Genomic DNA, 15,018 nt, shown 5'->3' with positions numbered 1-15,018 from the left:
CGATGGCGAGTTAGAAGACGGGTTTCTCGCCGCCCAGGTGTGCGGTGACTGCGTCGGCCGTCTCGACGACGGCGCGTGCCCGCACAGTGATCTCGTTGTCGGTCAACGCTTTTCCGATATGCATCGAGGCGACCATCACCTGGCGCCGATAGTGGTCGAAGACGGGAGCGGAGATCACGCTGATGTCGATGCGCTTGCGGCCCGGACTCTCGTCACGCAGATACACGCGTTCGCCGATATCCGATACCAGCTCGCCCAGCAGGGCGCGCAGCTCGCCGGGCAGGGTGGTCGGCATGCCTGCCATCAGCGAGTACAACCGCCGGCCACCGGGTGTCAACCGTTCGACGAGGTAGCCATCGGCGCGGCAGAGTGCAGTCACCCGACTGAGCCGTTCCATGTCCATTCGCAACGGCAGAGTGGGTTGCATCTCAAGCCAAGTGCGTTCTGCCTCGTCGTCCCACAGCACGAACATGAGGCCCACAGGTGGCGCGAACGGGTAGCTCTGCCCCACCTCCACCCCCGGCTCGGCGCCGGCGGGCGCGACCAGGTCGAGCAGCGTGATGCGGTCGTCGACCACCGCCGACAGTGCCGCGGTGGCGTCGAACCGCGCTGAGAGTCGACGCAATTGTTCGCGTGCGGCGGGGCTGACACGCAACGACTCCTGCGCCTTGTGCCCCAACGTGATCAGTGACGGTCCGAGTCGATACGTCTTGTCAACCGGGTCGCGGACGAGATACCCCGCCTCGGCGAGTGACGTGACGATGCCGAGACAGGTCGGCTTGCTCAGCCCGATGCGGCGCGCGAGGTCGGACACCCCGAAGCGCTCGGATGGCCGGCTGGCCAGAAAATCCAGGATGCGGACCACGCGATCGGTCGGCGGCGAGGCGCGCGTGGGCTGGATGGGGGAGACCATCTCTGCAATGTAGCCTCAGTCTGTTCCAAATATGAAACATGTCGGTCGATATATTGACTCTGGATAGAACACGTTCTAGTTTCGATGCTGTGTTTGCGAAGCCGCTGGCCGACGCCATCGCCGAGGCCGAGAATCTGGTCGCCACCGCCCCGTTCATCGAAACCGAGGCAGACCTGCTGGAGGGCCTCCAGTACCTGGCCGGTTGTATCGCCGCGTGTACACACGTGGCATTCGACTACGACCGCGACCACCCGTTCCTGCACAGTGGTACCGGGCCGTTCACCAAGATGGGGCTCGACAACCCGGACACCATGTACTTCGGCACTCGCGTACAGGCGGGCTACGAATATGTCGTGACCGGTACTCGCGGCACCACCACCGACGTCAGCTTTCAGCTTCTCGGCGGCGAGTACACCGACGAAGTCGTGCCCGACAGTGAGACCGCATTCGACGACCGCAAACTCGGCATCGCCGACGACGGCACGTTCGAGTGGCGCTTCACGCCGGCCACGCCGTCTCAACTCGTGATACGCGAGGTCTACAACGACTGGTCGGCCAAGCGTGGCTCGTTCGCGATCTGCCGCACCGACACCGCGGGCACCGCGCCGCCACCTCTGACCAAGGAACTCATCGAGAAGCGCTATGCCGTCGCCGGTAAGCAACTCGTCCAGCGAGTGAAGACGTGGCTGCAGTTCCCGCAGTGGTTCTACAACGACAGCCCGCCCAACCAGATGGTGCCGCCCAGGCTTACCCCGGGCGGCCTTGCGACGCAGTACTCGTCGGCCGGTCAATTCGATCTCACCGAGGATCAGGCGTTGGTCATCACGCTGCCAGTCAGCGACGCCCCCTATCTCGGATTCCAGCTCGGTAGCCTGTGGTACATCTCGCTCGATTACATCAACCATCAGACGTCACTGAACGGCACTCAAGCTCAAGCGGACCCGGACGGGAAGATCCGCATCGTCGTCTCCGACCAGAACCCCGGCGTGACCAACTGGGTGGAAACCCTGGGGCACCGCAAGGGTTTCCTGCAGTTCCGTTGGCAGCGGGTGTCTCGCGAGATGACGGCCGCAGACGGACCCACGGTGGAGCTGGTTGACGTCGACAAGGTCAGCGCCGCGTTGCCGTACTACGAAATGAACAAGATCTCCGAAGAAGACTGGCGCGCGCGGATCGCGCTGCGTCAGAAGCAGATCGGCGAAAGAATGGTGGGATAGCGTGGCGGGTTCCGAAGGTCTTCTCGACGGCAAGGTCGTCGTCATCAGCGGGGTCGGACCCGCATTGGGTACCACGCTCGCCCGGCGTTGCGCCGAGGCCGGTGCTGACCTGGTGCTCGCGGCGCGCACCGTCGAACGTCTCGACGACGTCGCCAAACACATCACCGATCTGGGCAGACGTGCCGTGTCGGTGGGCACTGACATCACCGACGAGACGCAGGTGAACAATCTCGTCGATGAATCGCTCAAGGCCTACGGAAAAGTCGACGTCCTCATCAACAATGCCTTTCGCGTTCCGTCGATGAAGCCGTTCGCCAACACCACCTTCGAGCACATGCGCGACGCGATCGAGCTGACGGTCTTCGGCGCCCTGCGCATGGTGCAGGCTTTCACTCCGGCCCTGGCTGAGTCGAAAGGTTCTGTCGTCAACGTGAACTCGATGGTCGTGCGCCATTCCCAGGCCAAGTACGGCGCATACAAGATGGCGAAGTCGGCGCTGCTGGCGATGTCGCAGACACTGGCCACCGAACTCGGTGATCAGGGCATCAGGGTGAATTCGATTCTGCCCGGATACATCTGGGGTGGCACGTTGGAGTCCTACTTCAAACACCAGGCCGGAAAGTACGGCACCACCGTCGAAGAGATCTACAAGGCCACCGCGGCGGCATCGGATCTCAAGAGACTGCCCACCGAGGACGAGGTCGCATCGGCGATCCTGTTCATGGCCAGCGATCTGTCCAGCGGCATCACCGGCCAGGCGCTCGATGTGAACTGCGGGGAGTACAAAGCCTGATGAGCGGACGGACCAACGTAGGTACCGTCGAGGACCTGCACGCGTCGGCTGTCAAAGCGTGCGGCCTTGATGATTTCGGTTCCGACGACGACAACTACCGTGAGGCGCTGGCTGTCCTGCTGGAAGCCTTCCAGCGCGAGGCCGACCTCACCGAACTCGGCAGCAAGATGCATCGATTCTTCATCCGTAATGCTCTTGTCGCCCGGCTTGTTTCGGAGGCGGCGTTCAAGCAGTACCCCGAGCACGCCGACGTGCCCATCGAACGACCGATCTTCGTGACGGGGCTGCCCCGCACCGGTACCACTGCCGTGCACCGGTTGTTGGCGGGGGACCCCCGGCATCAGGGCCTCGAACTCTGGTTGGCCGAGTTTCCGCAGCCTCGACCCCCGCGCGAAACATGGTCGCAGAACCCGGTGTTTCAGCAGATCGACGCACAGTTCACCAAGGCGCACGAAGAGAACCCGGACTACACGGGTCTGCACTTCATGACCGCCGACGAGGTGGAGGAATGCTGGCAGCTGCTGCGGCAGTCACTGCACTCGGTGTCCTACGAGACGCTGGCGCATGTGCCGACCTACGCGCAGTGGCTGGCGCGTCAGGACTGGACGAAGTCGTATCAGCGGCACCGTCGCAACCTGCAGCTCATCGGACTCAACGATCGCGAAAAGCGTTGGGTCCTCAAGAATCCGAGCCATTTGTTCGCGCTCGACGCATTGTTCGCGACGTACCCAGACGCGCTGGTGGTGCAGTGTCACCGTCCGGCCGAGACGATCATGGCGTCGATGTGTTCGCTCGCGCAGCACACCACCGAGGGTTGGTCGAACACGTTCACCGGTGACGTGATCGGCGCCGATTCGATGGAAACATGGTCGCGTGGACTGGAACTCTTCAACACCGAACGGGCCAAGCACGATCCGGCGCAGTTCTACGATCTCGACTATTTCAAGTTGATCAAGGACCCCGTCGGCGCTGTCGAGGACATCTACCGAGCCTTCGGCATCGAGTACACCGACGAAGCCCGCGAGTCGGTGCGCAACACCCACGAGGAGAGCAAGAAAGGGCCCCGGGCGCCGAAGCATACCTACTCGCTGGCCGACTACGGCCTTACCGACGAGCAGGTCAAGGAGCGCTTCAGGAATCTATGACGGCGCGCCGTCGTGGACCACGGTCGGCGTCGCCAGCACTCTCAGCCGTCGCCGGGTGACGGAGCACTTGAGTACTCCTCCAGGCAGCCCTCGGCGACGGCATGCCGGATGCTGTCGGCAAGGCGAGGGCAGGACCGCGAACGTGCGGGATCGCCGCCGGCATCCCGGATTTCGGAGAAGTGCGCGCAGCGTCTGGTGGCGTCGGCAGTCCACTGCACCGAGGTGTGCGCGGGTCCGAGTTTCTTGACCTGCACGGTGACGTGGCAGAAGCGGCAGTCGACGGAAGCCAGACCCGAGGTGAGATAGCGCTGGCGGTCGCGGTCGGTGCTTTCTCGCACCGCCGCAGCCCGGTTCGGATCGGACGCGAAATCAGGTGCTTTGCGCCATGATCCGGACGTCCTGCCCTCCGACGGCCGGCCGTGGTCGTGCTCGTCTTCGTCATGCCCGTGTAGCTGGAGCATCGACTTGGCGAGGCGGTCCACATCCGGGGCGTCTTTCATGCGCGATCCGCTCCGCTTCTCGCTGAAGTCATGCGCGATCCGCTCCGCTTCTCGCTGAAGTCATGCGCGATCCGCTCCGCTTCTCGCTGAAGTCATGTCGCCGGCGATTCCGCTTTCTCGGCTTCGCGCGCCTTGAGGTTCTCCCTCTCGCGCAGATTCTCCTCAACTTCGACGGCCCACTTCTCGTTGGCGATCGTGGTGTCGACCTCCATCTCAAAGCGATCCGTCATGTCCGGTGTCACGTCGGCGATGTCGACATAGAACTGCTGGTACCAGCGGCGCATCTGGTACACCGCGCCGTCTTCCTCCACGAGCAACGGATTGTCGATGCGGGTCTTGTGCTTCCAGATTTCGACATCCTGCAGGAAGCCCTTGCTGACACCGTCGGTGAAGGCACTGGCCAGCTTCTCGGTGGTCTGGTCATCGAGACCTTTGGGCTTCTCGACGATGACGCCCCACTGCAACACGAACGAATCCTGGGTCACCGGGTAGTGGCAGTTGATCAGGATCGACTCGGCCTTGAAGTCGCCGTACTTGTTGTGCAGCCAGTTGATCATGAACGATGGCCCGAAGTAGCTGGCCTCCGAATCAAGCGACGCATCGCCGTAGGCGGTGCCCATGTCGTTGACATCCGGCCGGCCCACGTTGTGCAGGTACTGGCTGGCGATGTGTCCTTCGAAGACATTCTTGAAATACGTCGGCAAGCCGAAGTGGATGTAGAAGAAGTGCGCCATGTCGGTGACGTTGTCGATGATCTCGCGGCAGTTGGAGCCCTCGATGAGCATCGAGTTCCACTTCCAGTCGGTCCACTCCCCGCTGGACCATTCCGGAATCTCCGGGATGCGGACTTCCTCCTGTGGCGGGTTGCCCTCGTGGTCGTGCCAGACGAAGAGCAGACCGCCACGCACGTCGGTGTGCCAGGCGCGGGTGCGGGCCAGCCGCGGGGTGCGCTTGGCGTAGGGGACAAGTTTGCATTTGCCGTCGCCGCCCCAGCGCCAGTCGTGGAACGGGCAGGCGACTTCGTCACCCTTTATCTCACCCTGAGCGAGATTGCCGCCCATGTGGCGGCAATAGCCATCCAGGACCTTCAGCTCACCCTGCGAATCGGCGAAGACGACGAGCATCGTGCCGAAGATCTCGATACCGTGCGGCTTGCCGTCGAGGTAGTCCTTGACCGGCCCCAGGCAGTGCCAACCCCTGGCGAAGCGGTCAGGCAGGGCGCCCGTGTCGATCTCGCGAATGCCAGCGGTTGCCCCAGTGGTTTCCGTGCTCACCTGTGGCCTCCCAAACTCTAGGTCTCTAACTAGAACACGTTACAGTTTTGCGCTCCTCCGGGCAATCCGATCGCTGCTCACCAGCAGAAAATGTGTCTTTTGGCACTCCCTCGATGTACATACCCACTCGCCGGCGCATATATAGTGAACACAGTGTCCACTAATGAAAGGCGGGCGAGGTGACCGCGACGACGACGCGACCGGCGCCCAGCGGGGTCTCCGCGGGCAGTGCCAAGCGCTGGCTGGCCGTCGCCGCAGCGACGTTCGCGGTCGCGTGGGGCGGCAATGAGTTCACACCGCTGTTGGTCATGTATCGCGTGCACGGTGGCTTTTCCGCCGTGACGGTCGACCTCCTGCTGTTCGCCTACGTCCTGGGTATCGTTCCCGCGCTGCTCATCGGTGGTCCGTTGTCGGATCGCTTCGGGCGCCGACCGCTGATGCTGCCCGCCCCGGTATTGGCCGCGATCGGATCCCTGATTCTCGCCACGGGGGCCCAGTCGGCCGCCGTGCTCGCCGCCGGCCGCGTGTTCAGCGGGCTCGCGCTCGGGCTCGCGATGGCCGTCGGGGGGAGCTGGATCAAGGAGTTGTCGAGCCCGCCGTGGGAGCACAGCGGCGCGGGTGCGCGCCGCGCCGCGATGAGCCTGACCGCTGGGTTCGGACTCGGCGCGGGCGTCGCGGGCGTGCTCGCGGAGTGGGGGCCGGCGCCGTCGGTCCTGCCGTATGCACTCAACATCGCGATGGCGCTCGGTGCCGCCGCGCTGCTCGTCGCGGCACCGGAGACGCGAGCACGTCACTCGGCAGGAGAGCCATGGTGGAGGGATCTCTCGATCCCCGGCGCGTCACATCGCCGATTCCTTGCCGTCGTCGTGCCCGTCGCCCCATGGGTTTTCGGTGCGGGCGCGTCCGCGTACGCCGTCCTTCCCGCGCTGATGAGCGACCATGTCTCCTCGGCGCCGATAGCCTTCTCCGCCCTGCTGTGCGCCGTCGCGCTGGGCGTCGGATTCGGCGTCCAGCACTTCGGGCGCACCCTCGTCTCGGGTCGTGCCGGCATCGTCGTCGCACTGGCACTCGTGGTGTCGGGCATGGCCTTCGCGGTGTGGGCTGCGTCCGCAGTGACGGTGCCGACGGCCGTGTTGGCCGCGGCAGTGCTCGGCGCCGGTTACGGAATGGCGCTGCTGGCGGGCCTGCAGGAGATTCAACGCATCGCGGGACCCGACGACCTGGCCGGAATGACGGCAGTGTTCTACAGCCTCTGCTACCTCGGATTCGGTGTGCCCGCGGCCATGGCGTTCCTGTCGCAATGGGTCAGCTACCCGATGATGTTCGGATTCGGCATCGTCGCGGCGATCCTCAGTCTGATCGTCGCGGCGGCCGGTTCACGGCGGGTGCCCGCAATAAGCTGAGCGAGTGGACGACCAGCAGCATGCACCTCGCCGCGGCCGTCCTCGCAGTGAAACAGTGCGCAATGCCGTGCTGACCGCTGCCGCCGAACTGGCCCTGCAGGGCGGGTCCGTGGCCGCGACAGTGGACGCCATCGCCAAACGCGCCGAAGTCAGCCGCACGACGATCTACAAGTGGTGGCCGTCGGCGGCCTCCATCGTCCTCGAGGGGCTCTACGAGAGGGTGCGAAACTCCGTCACGCGGCCACCCGGAAGCAGCTCCGTCGACGCGATCACCCATCACGTCAAGGCGCTGTTCGGCCTGCTCGCCGACCCCGAGGTCGGACCCTTGCTACGCAACGTGATTGCGGCATCGGCCTCCGATCCCGCGATCGAGCACGCCTTGTTCGAGCAGTGGATCACACCGCGCCGAGGCGCCATCGCCGCCATCGTGCGCGATGCCGTTGGCACTGGCGAACTGCCGGCTGGCACCGACGTCGAGGTCGCCGTCGACGCGCTCGTGTCACCGCCCTACTACCGGCTGATGTTCGGCATGCCGGCCCTCGACGACGAGTCGATCGACCGGCTGGTACTGACGGTGTGGGAGGGCTGCCTGCGCCAGGCCTAGGCGCGAAACTGCATTCCGCGCGGCCGATTCTCCGAAGACGTCGCGTGGAATGCAGTTTCGGCGAAGTGGCGGCTACGACGCGGGCTTGTCGGCCCCGACCACCCACATCGAGTAGTACTGTGCGCCACCGCCGTACGCATGGCCGAGAGCCTTGCGGGCGCCGGGGACCTGATGATCGCCGCCCTTGCCCATCACCTGGATCGCCGACTCGGCGAATCGGATCATGCCCGACGCGCCGATCGGGTTCGACGACAGCACCCCGCCGGACGGGTTGAACGGAATACGTCCGGTCATGGCCGTCTCACCGGCCTCGGTGAGCTTCCATCCCTCGCCCTCTGGCGCAAATCCCAGGCTCTCCAGCCACATCGGCTCATACCAGGAGAACGGCACGTAGACCTCGGCCACGTCGATCTCGTCGATCGGGCTCGTGATCCCCGCTGCCTTCCACAGCGCGGCAGCGGCGTCGCGGCTCGCCTGAGGGTTGACCTGGTCGCGTCCCGCGTAGGCCAACGGTTCGGTGCGCAACGCCGTGGCGTGCACCCATGCGACCGGATGTCCTTCTGCGACACGCGCATCGGCGGCTTCTTCGTCGCCGATGACCAGTGCTGCCGCCCCATCGGAGGACGGGCAGGTTTCGTCGTAGCGGATCGGATCCCACAGCATCGGCGAGGACATCACCTTCTCCAGCGTGATGTCGGGCTGATGCAGATGAGCCAGCGGATTCTTCACCGCGTTGAGACGGTCCTTGACCGCCACCATCGCGCCGATGTGAACCGGAGCGCCCGACCGCCGGATATAGGCGCGCACATGGGGCGCGAAGTACCCACCGGCTCCGGCGCCCACCGGCTTGGTGAACGGCACCGGAATGCTCAACGCCCACATGGCGTTGGACTCCGACTGCTTCTCCCAGGCCATCGTGAGCACGCGCCGGTACTTACCGGACTGCACCAGGCTGGCGGCCACGACCGCCGTCGAACCGCCCACCGAGCCCGCGGTGTGCACGCGGATCAGCGGCTTGCCGGACGCACCGGTGGCGTCGGCCATGAACAACTCGGGCATCATGACGCCCTCGAAGAAGTCCGGAGCCTTGCCGACCACGACGGCGTCGATATCGGCAAACGTGACGCCGGCATCGTCGAGTGCGCGGTCGATGGCCTCGCGGACCAGACCGTTCATCGAGACGTCGGTCCGCTTGGCCACGTACTTGGTCTGGCCGGTACCGAGAACGGCTGCGAGCTTCTTGCCCGTTTTAGGAGCCATGGCTACTTACCCTCCAGGACAGCGACCAGATTCTGTTGCAGCGCAGGCCCGCTCGTCGCGTGGGCCAGCACTCGAGATGCGTTGCCCTCGAAGATGTGCTGCGCGGCGAAGCCGATCCGCTCCAGACCCGCCGAGAACATCGGATTGGCGGCCAGCGCACCACCGGACGGGTTGATCGTCGTGCTGTCGGTGAGCCCGATCGCCTCTTTGAGGATCAGCTGCTGATGGCTGAACGGCGCATAGAGCTCCGCGATCTCGATCGACGACACGTCGCCACCGGTCGCCGCCGCCGCCGAAGCTGCAGTGGACGGGGAGGTGGTCAGATCGCGAGCGCCCAAAACCGGCGTCTCGATGCGATGTTCGATCCCCGAGATCCACGCCGGGCGTTCCCGCAGCTCGCGAGCGCGGTCCCCGGCTGCCAGCACGATCGCCGATGCACCGTCGGTGATCGGTGCGATGTCGTGTCGGCGCAACGGCTCTGCGAAGTACGGCTGCTCGAGTAGCTCTGCGACGCTGCTGCCGGATTCCAAACGGTCCACTCGCGGGGACGCGGCCTGCGCGTCCAGCGCCACCTGCGCCATCTGCTCGACGGTCCACTTGCCAGAATCGAGCCCGAAGCGGGCCTGCAAACCCGCCATGCTCACCGAGTCGGGCCACAGCGGGGCCACGGTGTACGGATCGGTCTGCAATGCCAGCACCCGGCGCAGCGTGCCCGCCGACGACTTGCCGAAGCCGTACACCAGAGCCGTCTCGACCTCGCCGGTCAGAATTTTGATGTAGGCCTCGTACAGCGCCCAGGCGGCGTCCATCTCGACGTGTGACTCGTTGATCGGCGGTACGGCGCCGATGGAGTCGATGGCCGAGATGAAGGAGAATGCCCGGCCCGCAAGGTAATCGGAGGACCCCGAGCACCAGAAGCCGATATCGGTCTGCTTCAGGCCGAGTTCGGCATACAGCTGGTGGAAACACGGCATCAGCATCTCGACGCCATTGGTGGTGCCGTTGGTGCGACGGACGTGGGGTGCGTGCGCGAAGCCCACTACTGCAACATCAGACATGCGCGATCGGCTCCGCTTCTCGCTGGTGGGTCATGAGTGTCAAATCCCTTTACAGGTGGTGCTTGTAGGTGTCGTACTCGGCGTCGGGTTCGCCCGTGGGCTTGAAGTAGTCGATGTTGTCGATGCCAAGTCCCCACTCCTCCTTGGGCTTCCACACCGCCTGCACTCGCATGCCCATCCGCACCTCGCTCGGGTCGATCTCGGTGACCAGGTGCAGGAACGGGATGTCGGCACCGTCGAGCAGCACGTAGGCCGCGACGTAGGGCGGCTTGATGCGCTGTCCCGCGAACGGGATGTTGATGATGGCGAACGTCGTCACCGTGCCCTTGTCGGGCAGTTCGACGTAGTTGTCGAGCTCTAGGCCAGTGGCCGGGTTGGCTTCCTTCGGCGGGAAATACACCTTGCCGTCCTCGCCTGTGCGTGCGCCGAGCAGCTTGCCCTGCTGCAGTGCTCGCAAGAAGGTGCTCTCGGGAAGCGAAGCGGTGTGCTGGATTTCGATCGAGGTCGGGACAACCAGCATGGTCACCGGATCGAGGCCTTCCGGTGGCGGTGGGACATCCTCGGCGTCGTCGCCGAGGGCGAAGTACGCGATGTCGGTGATGGCGCCGACGGGTTCGTCCACCCAGTGTGCGTGGACACGGGTTCCGGTGGTGATCGCGTCAGAACCGCCTGCATCGACCGCGTGCAGCAGCGGCGTGTCGGCCCCGTCGAGCAGGATCAGCGCCCACGCGAAGGGCCGGGCCAACGGCTGACCCTCCAGCGGCTCCGGCTGCCACGTCCACGACATCACGGTGCCGACGCTGGCCACCGGTACGATCTCGGTCAATCGCTCCCAGGTGACGGGGTCGAACTCCGGCGGCGGTACGTGGACCCTTCCGTCGGAACCGCGGACTCCGACGATTCGCCGCTCACGGAGCGCTGTGAAGAACTTACCGAGGAGCGGTCCTACTGAACGGGTGTAGTCGAATGCGAGCTTCAGCGGAGCGGAAAGCGGCGGCTCATGCGTATCGATCTGCACCGGGCTGCTTTGGCTGGTGGTCACGGCATCGAGTAGAACAGGTTCTAAGAATGGTTTCAAGAAGCGGCCCTGGTGGCCCGGAAGGACGAGTGGCATGAAGTTGGGTTTGCAGCTCGGATACTGGGGCGCGCAGCCGCCGACCAACCACGCAGAACTGGTCGCCACGGCAGAAGAGGCGGGCTTCGACACCGTGTTCACCGCCGAAGCGTGGGGCTCGGATGCGTACACCCCGCTGGCGTGGTGGGGCCGGGAGACGACGCGGATGCGGTTGGGAACGTCTGTCATCCAACTGTCCGCCCGCACGCCCACGGCGTGCGCGATGGCCGCACTGACCCTCGACCACCTGTCCGGCGGACGGCATATCCTCGGCCTCGGCGTGTCCGGCCCTCAGGTCGTCGAGGGCTGGTACGGCGCGAAGTTCCCGAAGCCGCTCGCTCGCACCCGCGAGTACATCGACATCCTGCGGCAGGTCTGGGCGCGCGAAGCTCCGGTGCACAGCGAAGGGCCCCACTATCCGCTGCCGCTGAGCGGCGAAGGAACCACCGGGCTGGGCAAGAACTTGAAGCCCATCACCCATCCGCTGCGTGCCGACATCCCCGTGATGCTCGGCGCTGAGGGACCCAAGAACGTCGCGCTGGCCGCCGAGATCTGCGACGGCTGGCTGCCGATCTTCTACTCGCCCCGCATCGCGGGCATGTACAACGAGTGGCTCGACGAGGGGTTCGCACGTCCGGGTGCACGCCGCACACGGGAGACGTTCGAGATCTGCGCGACGGCGCAGGTCGTCGTCACCGACGACCGTCCCGCGATCATGGAGTTGATGAAGCCGCACCTTGCGCTCTACATGGGCGGAATGGGTGCTGAGGACACGAACTTCCACGCCGACGTGTACCGCCGCATGGGGTACGCCGAGGTCGTCGACGACGTGACCAAATTGTTCCGCAGCGATCGCAAAGACGAGGCGGCCAAGGCAATACCCGACGAACTGGTCGACGACTCGGCGATCGTCGGCGACCTCGCCTACGTGCAGGAGCAGATCAAGGCGTGGGAGGCCTCGGGTGTCACGATGATGGTCGTCGGGGCGCGATCGTCCGAGCAGATCCGCGATCTGGCCGCGCTGGTCTGACCCCGACTAGACACTTTGTTGCCTACTGTCTAGTGACGTTCTAGATTGGCGGTGTGACCGACAGCACTGTGTCTTCGCCATCCCAGCACACCATCCAGGGCACCGTCCTGACGATGCCGGTGCGGGTGCGCACCGCGCATCAGCACACCGCGATGTTCGTCGTCGACGCCGACGCTGCCCAGCAGATGATCGATTACTCCGGACTGCAGGTGTGCCGGTTCGGCAGGGGCGGCCGGCGGGCGCTCGTGGTGTTGATGTTGATGCGCTACGAGGACACCGATCTCGGTCAGTACTACGAGTACGGCACCAACGTGATGGTCAACCCGCCCGGATCGAACGCAAGTGGCTTCAAAGCGCTGCAGTCGGCAGGCGCGTTCGTGCATCACCTGCCCGTCGACCAGTCGTTCACCCTTGAGGCCGGCCGGACCATCTGGGGATACCCGAAGGTGATGGCCGACTTCACTGTTCGAGCGGGGCGCCGGTTCGGCTTCGACGTGAGCATCGGCGGCCAGCACGTCCTGAGCATGGAGTTTGCTCCTGGGCTACCCGTGCCCCCGCTCAGTGGTCGTAGACAGGTGCATTCGACGTACTCGCATCTCGACGGCGTCACCCGCGAGACGGCGGGGGAGATGGTGCTTTCCGGCGTGCGCTATCGGCCCGGCGGTGTCCAACTTCGATTGGGCGAACATCCCTACGCCGCAGAGCTTTCCGCCCTAGGCTTGCCCAAGCGTGCGCTGGTGTCGAGTTCAGCAGCCAACGTCGACATGACATTCGCCGATTCGAAGATTGTGGGAAACCGATGACCTCGACCCTTTCCGGCCACACCGTCGACCTGGATGTCGACCTGGCCGACGGCAACTTTTACGCCGACGGTCCCGCGGCGCGGAAGGCGTATGCGTGGATGCGGGCGAACCAGCCCGTGTTCCGGGATCGCAACGGCCTGGCCGCCGCGACGACCTACCAGGCGGTGCTCGACGCCGAGCGCAACCCCGAATTGTTCTCCAGCACAGGCGGTATCCGCCCGGATCAGCCGGGTATGCCGTACATGATCGACATGGACGATCCGGCGCACATCCTCCGGCGCAAGCTGGTGAACTCGGGCTTCACCCGCAAGCGCGTGATGGACAAGGTGCCGTCGATCGAAAAGCTTTGCGACACACTGATCGACGCCGTGTGTGAGCGCGGCGAGTGCGACTTCGTCCGCGACATCGCCGCTCCGCTGCCGATGGCCGTGATCGGGGACATGCTCGGCGTGCTGCCCGAAGAACGCGAAATGCTGCTGAAGTGGTCCGACGACCTGGTGTGTGGGTTGTCGTCGACCGTTGACGAGACAGTCATCCAGAAGCTCATGGAGACCTTCGCCGCGTACACCGCGTTCACGATGGAGGTGATCGCCGACCGGCGCGCGAACCCCCGCGACGATCTGTTCTCGATTCTCGTCAACGCCGAGGTCGAAGGTCAGAGGATGAGCGACGACGAGATCGTTTTCGAAACGCTGCTGATCCTGATAGGCGGGGACGAGACCACCCGTCACACCCTGTCGGGTGGCACGGAACAGCTGCTGCGGCACCAGGATCAGTGGAAGCGGTTGGTGGCGAATCCTGATGAACTGCTGCCTGGCGCAATCGAAGAGATGCTGCGCTGGACGTCCCCGGTGAAGAACATGTGCCGGACGCTCACGGCCGACACCGAATTTCACGGCACATCGCTGAAGTCGGGCGAGAAGATCATGCTGATGTTCGAATCCGCCAACTTCGACGAAGCATTGTTCGGCGATCCGGAGAATTTCCGCATCGACCGTAACCCCAACAGCCACGTTGCTTTCGGCTTCGGCACACACTTTTGCCTTGGCAACCAGCTGGCACGCCTGGAGCTGAAGATCATGCTCGGCAAGATCCTGCAGCGTCTGCCCGACCTGCGGTTGGCAGATGAGAACATGCTGCCGCTGCGGCCGGCCAACTTCGTCAGCGGTTTGGAGTCGATGCCCGTGGTGTTCACACCGTCGGCAAAGGTGCTGGGCTGACCGCTCGTCCCACCGTGGGCCCTGTGTACGGGTTTCGGCCGTTTTCCGTGCACAGGAACCACGCTCGACCTGAACGCACGCTCGATATCAACAGGTTCCGTCGTCGGCGACGCAGCTCGGGATCGTGGACTCGGCGCCACCCGCCGTGACCGCTGCTGCTCGTTGAAGCAGGTCGTGCAGGCTGGTCAACTCCTCGTTCCGTAAACCCGCGAACATGCGGTGCTCGAGAGCGGCCAGCGCACATTCTGCTTCGGTGAGGCGGGCGCTGCCTGCCTCGGTGAGCATCACAGTGTGTCGCCGTCGATCAAGCGGTGAGCGTCGACGTTCCACCAAACCGATGGATTCGAGCTCGTTGAGTAACGCGACGACGTTTGTCGGGTCGATGCCGAGCGAGTCGGCCAGACCGGCCTGGCCCTGCTCGCCGAAATCCCGGAGCAGTGTCAGCGCAATGATGTGACGCGTCCGCAGGCCGACTTTGGCGACCTCGATTTCGGCGGCCCCTCGAAGCCTCCGAAGGATCAGGTCCAGCAAGGGTCCGAGCAGCAACTCCTGTCGGGGACGCGTGCTCATTGCGCAAGCCTACGGGAATTTGACGAAGCCCTGCGCTGTATAGATAGTTTGTATAGCACTAACTACTTATGGAAAGGCAGGCAATGACACATTTGCTGCACATCGACTCGTCGG

At 64.6% G+C, this 15,018-nt stretch carries 15 protein-coding genes; 8 read left to right on the top strand and 7 right to left on the bottom strand.

Annotation, left to right across the window (positions count from 1 at the left end):
* Positions 1 to 10: 10 nt before the first annotated feature.
* Positions 11 to 913 carry an IclR family transcriptional regulator gene (locus AWC12_RS14445; protein WP_024446769.1) on the bottom strand — a complete coding sequence of 301 codons (903 nt, stop codon included), beginning with the start codon at positions 911 to 913 and terminating at the stop codon, positions 11 to 13.
* Between the two features lie 89 nt (positions 914 to 1,002).
* Here AWC12_RS14445 and AWC12_RS14440 point away from each other — a divergent pair, with 89 nt between their 5' ends.
* The 3 genes from AWC12_RS14440 to AWC12_RS14430 are packed head-to-tail and all read left to right on the top strand — an operon-like array spanning position 1,003 to position 4,068.
* Positions 1,003 to 2,130 carry a hypothetical protein gene (locus AWC12_RS14440; protein WP_085175134.1) on the top strand — a complete coding sequence of 376 codons (1,128 nt, stop codon included), beginning with the start codon at positions 1,003 to 1,005 and terminating at the stop codon, positions 2,128 to 2,130.
* 1 nt (position 2,131) lies between these two features.
* Complete coding sequence (locus AWC12_RS14435) at positions 2,132 to 2,923, top strand: SDR family oxidoreductase (RefSeq protein WP_024446767.1); 792 nt, start codon at positions 2,132 to 2,134, stop codon at positions 2,921 to 2,923.
* The gene (locus tag AWC12_RS14430) at positions 2,923 to 4,068 is read left to right on the top strand and encodes a sulfotransferase family protein (RefSeq protein WP_024446766.1); all 1,146 of its coding nucleotides are present in this window, start codon (positions 2,923 to 2,925) and stop codon (positions 4,066 to 4,068) included. The genes AWC12_RS14435 and AWC12_RS14430 overlap by 1 nt, the downstream gene beginning before the upstream one ends.
* Before the next feature lie 41 nt (positions 4,069 to 4,109).
* Here AWC12_RS14430 and AWC12_RS14425 read toward each other — a convergent pair whose 3' ends face one another.
* Together AWC12_RS14425 and AWC12_RS14420 are read right to left on the bottom strand one after the other, a co-directional pair.
* Complete coding sequence (locus AWC12_RS14425; RefSeq protein ID WP_024446765.1) at positions 4,110 to 4,568, bottom strand: hypothetical protein; 459 nt, start codon at positions 4,566 to 4,568, stop codon at positions 4,110 to 4,112.
* A 92-nt stretch (positions 4,569 to 4,660) separates the two neighbouring features.
* Positions 4,661 to 5,842, bottom strand: coding sequence for a 3-ketosteroid-9-alpha-monooxygenase, oxygenase component (locus AWC12_RS14420; protein WP_085175132.1), 1,182 nt, complete (start codon positions 5,840 to 5,842; stop codon positions 4,661 to 4,663).
* A gap of 179 nt (positions 5,843 to 6,021) precedes the next feature.
* Between AWC12_RS14420 and AWC12_RS14415 the strand changes: the two genes are divergently transcribed.
* Positions 6,022 to 7,245, top strand: a complete 1,224-nt coding sequence (locus tag AWC12_RS14415) for an MFS transporter (RefSeq protein ID WP_024446763.1) — start codon at positions 6,022 to 6,024, stop codon at positions 7,243 to 7,245.
* Positions 7,246 to 7,249: 4 nt separating this feature from the next.
* Positions 7,250 to 7,849 (top strand): TetR/AcrR family transcriptional regulator, encoded by a 600-nt coding sequence (locus AWC12_RS14410; RefSeq protein WP_024446762.1) that lies wholly within the window; start codon positions 7,250 to 7,252, stop codon positions 7,847 to 7,849.
* Positions 7,850 to 7,921: 72 nt separating this feature from the next.
* Here the strand turns inward: AWC12_RS14410 and AWC12_RS14405 are convergent, their stop codons facing one another.
* Genes AWC12_RS14405 through AWC12_RS14395 form a run of 3 tightly spaced genes read right to left on the bottom strand, consistent with a single transcriptional unit; the run spans position 7,922 to position 11,209 of the window.
* Entirely contained in the window at positions 7,922 to 9,109 is a 1,188-nt protein-coding gene (locus AWC12_RS14405; protein ID WP_024446761.1) for a thiolase family protein, read from the bottom strand.
* 2 nt (positions 9,110 to 9,111) lie between these two features.
* On the bottom strand, positions 9,112 to 10,167 hold the full coding sequence (locus AWC12_RS14400) for a thiolase family protein (RefSeq protein ID WP_085175130.1): 1,056 nt from the start codon (positions 10,165 to 10,167) through the stop codon (positions 9,112 to 9,114).
* Positions 10,168 to 10,216: 49 nt separating this feature from the next.
* Positions 10,217 to 11,209 carry a Zn-ribbon domain-containing OB-fold protein gene (locus AWC12_RS14395; protein WP_207576437.1) on the bottom strand — a complete coding sequence of 331 codons (993 nt, stop codon included), beginning with the start codon at positions 11,207 to 11,209 and terminating at the stop codon, positions 10,217 to 10,219.
* Between the two features lie 70 nt (positions 11,210 to 11,279).
* Here AWC12_RS14395 and AWC12_RS14390 point away from each other — a divergent pair, with 70 nt between their 5' ends.
* The 3 genes from AWC12_RS14390 (at position 11,280) to AWC12_RS14380 (ending at position 14,334) form a co-directional block, all read left to right on the top strand.
* On the top strand, positions 11,280 to 12,311 hold the full coding sequence (locus tag AWC12_RS14390) for an LLM class F420-dependent oxidoreductase (protein WP_085175128.1): 1,032 nt from the start codon (positions 11,280 to 11,282) through the stop codon (positions 12,309 to 12,311).
* Positions 12,312 to 12,424: 113 nt separating this feature from the next.
* Positions 12,425 to 13,114: an acetoacetate decarboxylase family protein gene (locus AWC12_RS14385; RefSeq protein WP_051226702.1), complete on the top strand. Its 690-nt coding sequence runs from the start codon at positions 12,425 to 12,427 to the stop codon at positions 13,112 to 13,114.
* Complete coding sequence (locus tag AWC12_RS14380; RefSeq protein ID WP_024446756.1) at positions 13,111 to 14,334, top strand: cytochrome P450; 1,224 nt, start codon at positions 13,111 to 13,113, stop codon at positions 14,332 to 14,334. The genes AWC12_RS14385 and AWC12_RS14380 overlap by 4 nt, the downstream gene beginning before the upstream one ends.
* A gap of 87 nt (positions 14,335 to 14,421) precedes the next feature.
* On the opposite strand, the gene AWC12_RS14375 is transcribed toward AWC12_RS14380, so the two are convergent.
* Entirely contained in the window at positions 14,422 to 14,904 is a 483-nt protein-coding gene (locus AWC12_RS14375; protein WP_024446755.1) for a MarR family winged helix-turn-helix transcriptional regulator, read from the bottom strand.
* Positions 14,905 to 15,018: the final 114 nt, after the last annotated feature.

This window comes from Mycolicibacterium iranicum (genome assembly GCF_002101705.1).
Taxonomy (GTDB): domain Bacteria; phylum Actinomycetota; class Actinomycetes; order Mycobacteriales; family Mycobacteriaceae; genus Mycobacterium; species Mycobacterium iranicum.
Note: the sequence above shows the minus strand (reverse complement) of the source record. Positions and strands in the feature narration are given on the sequence as shown.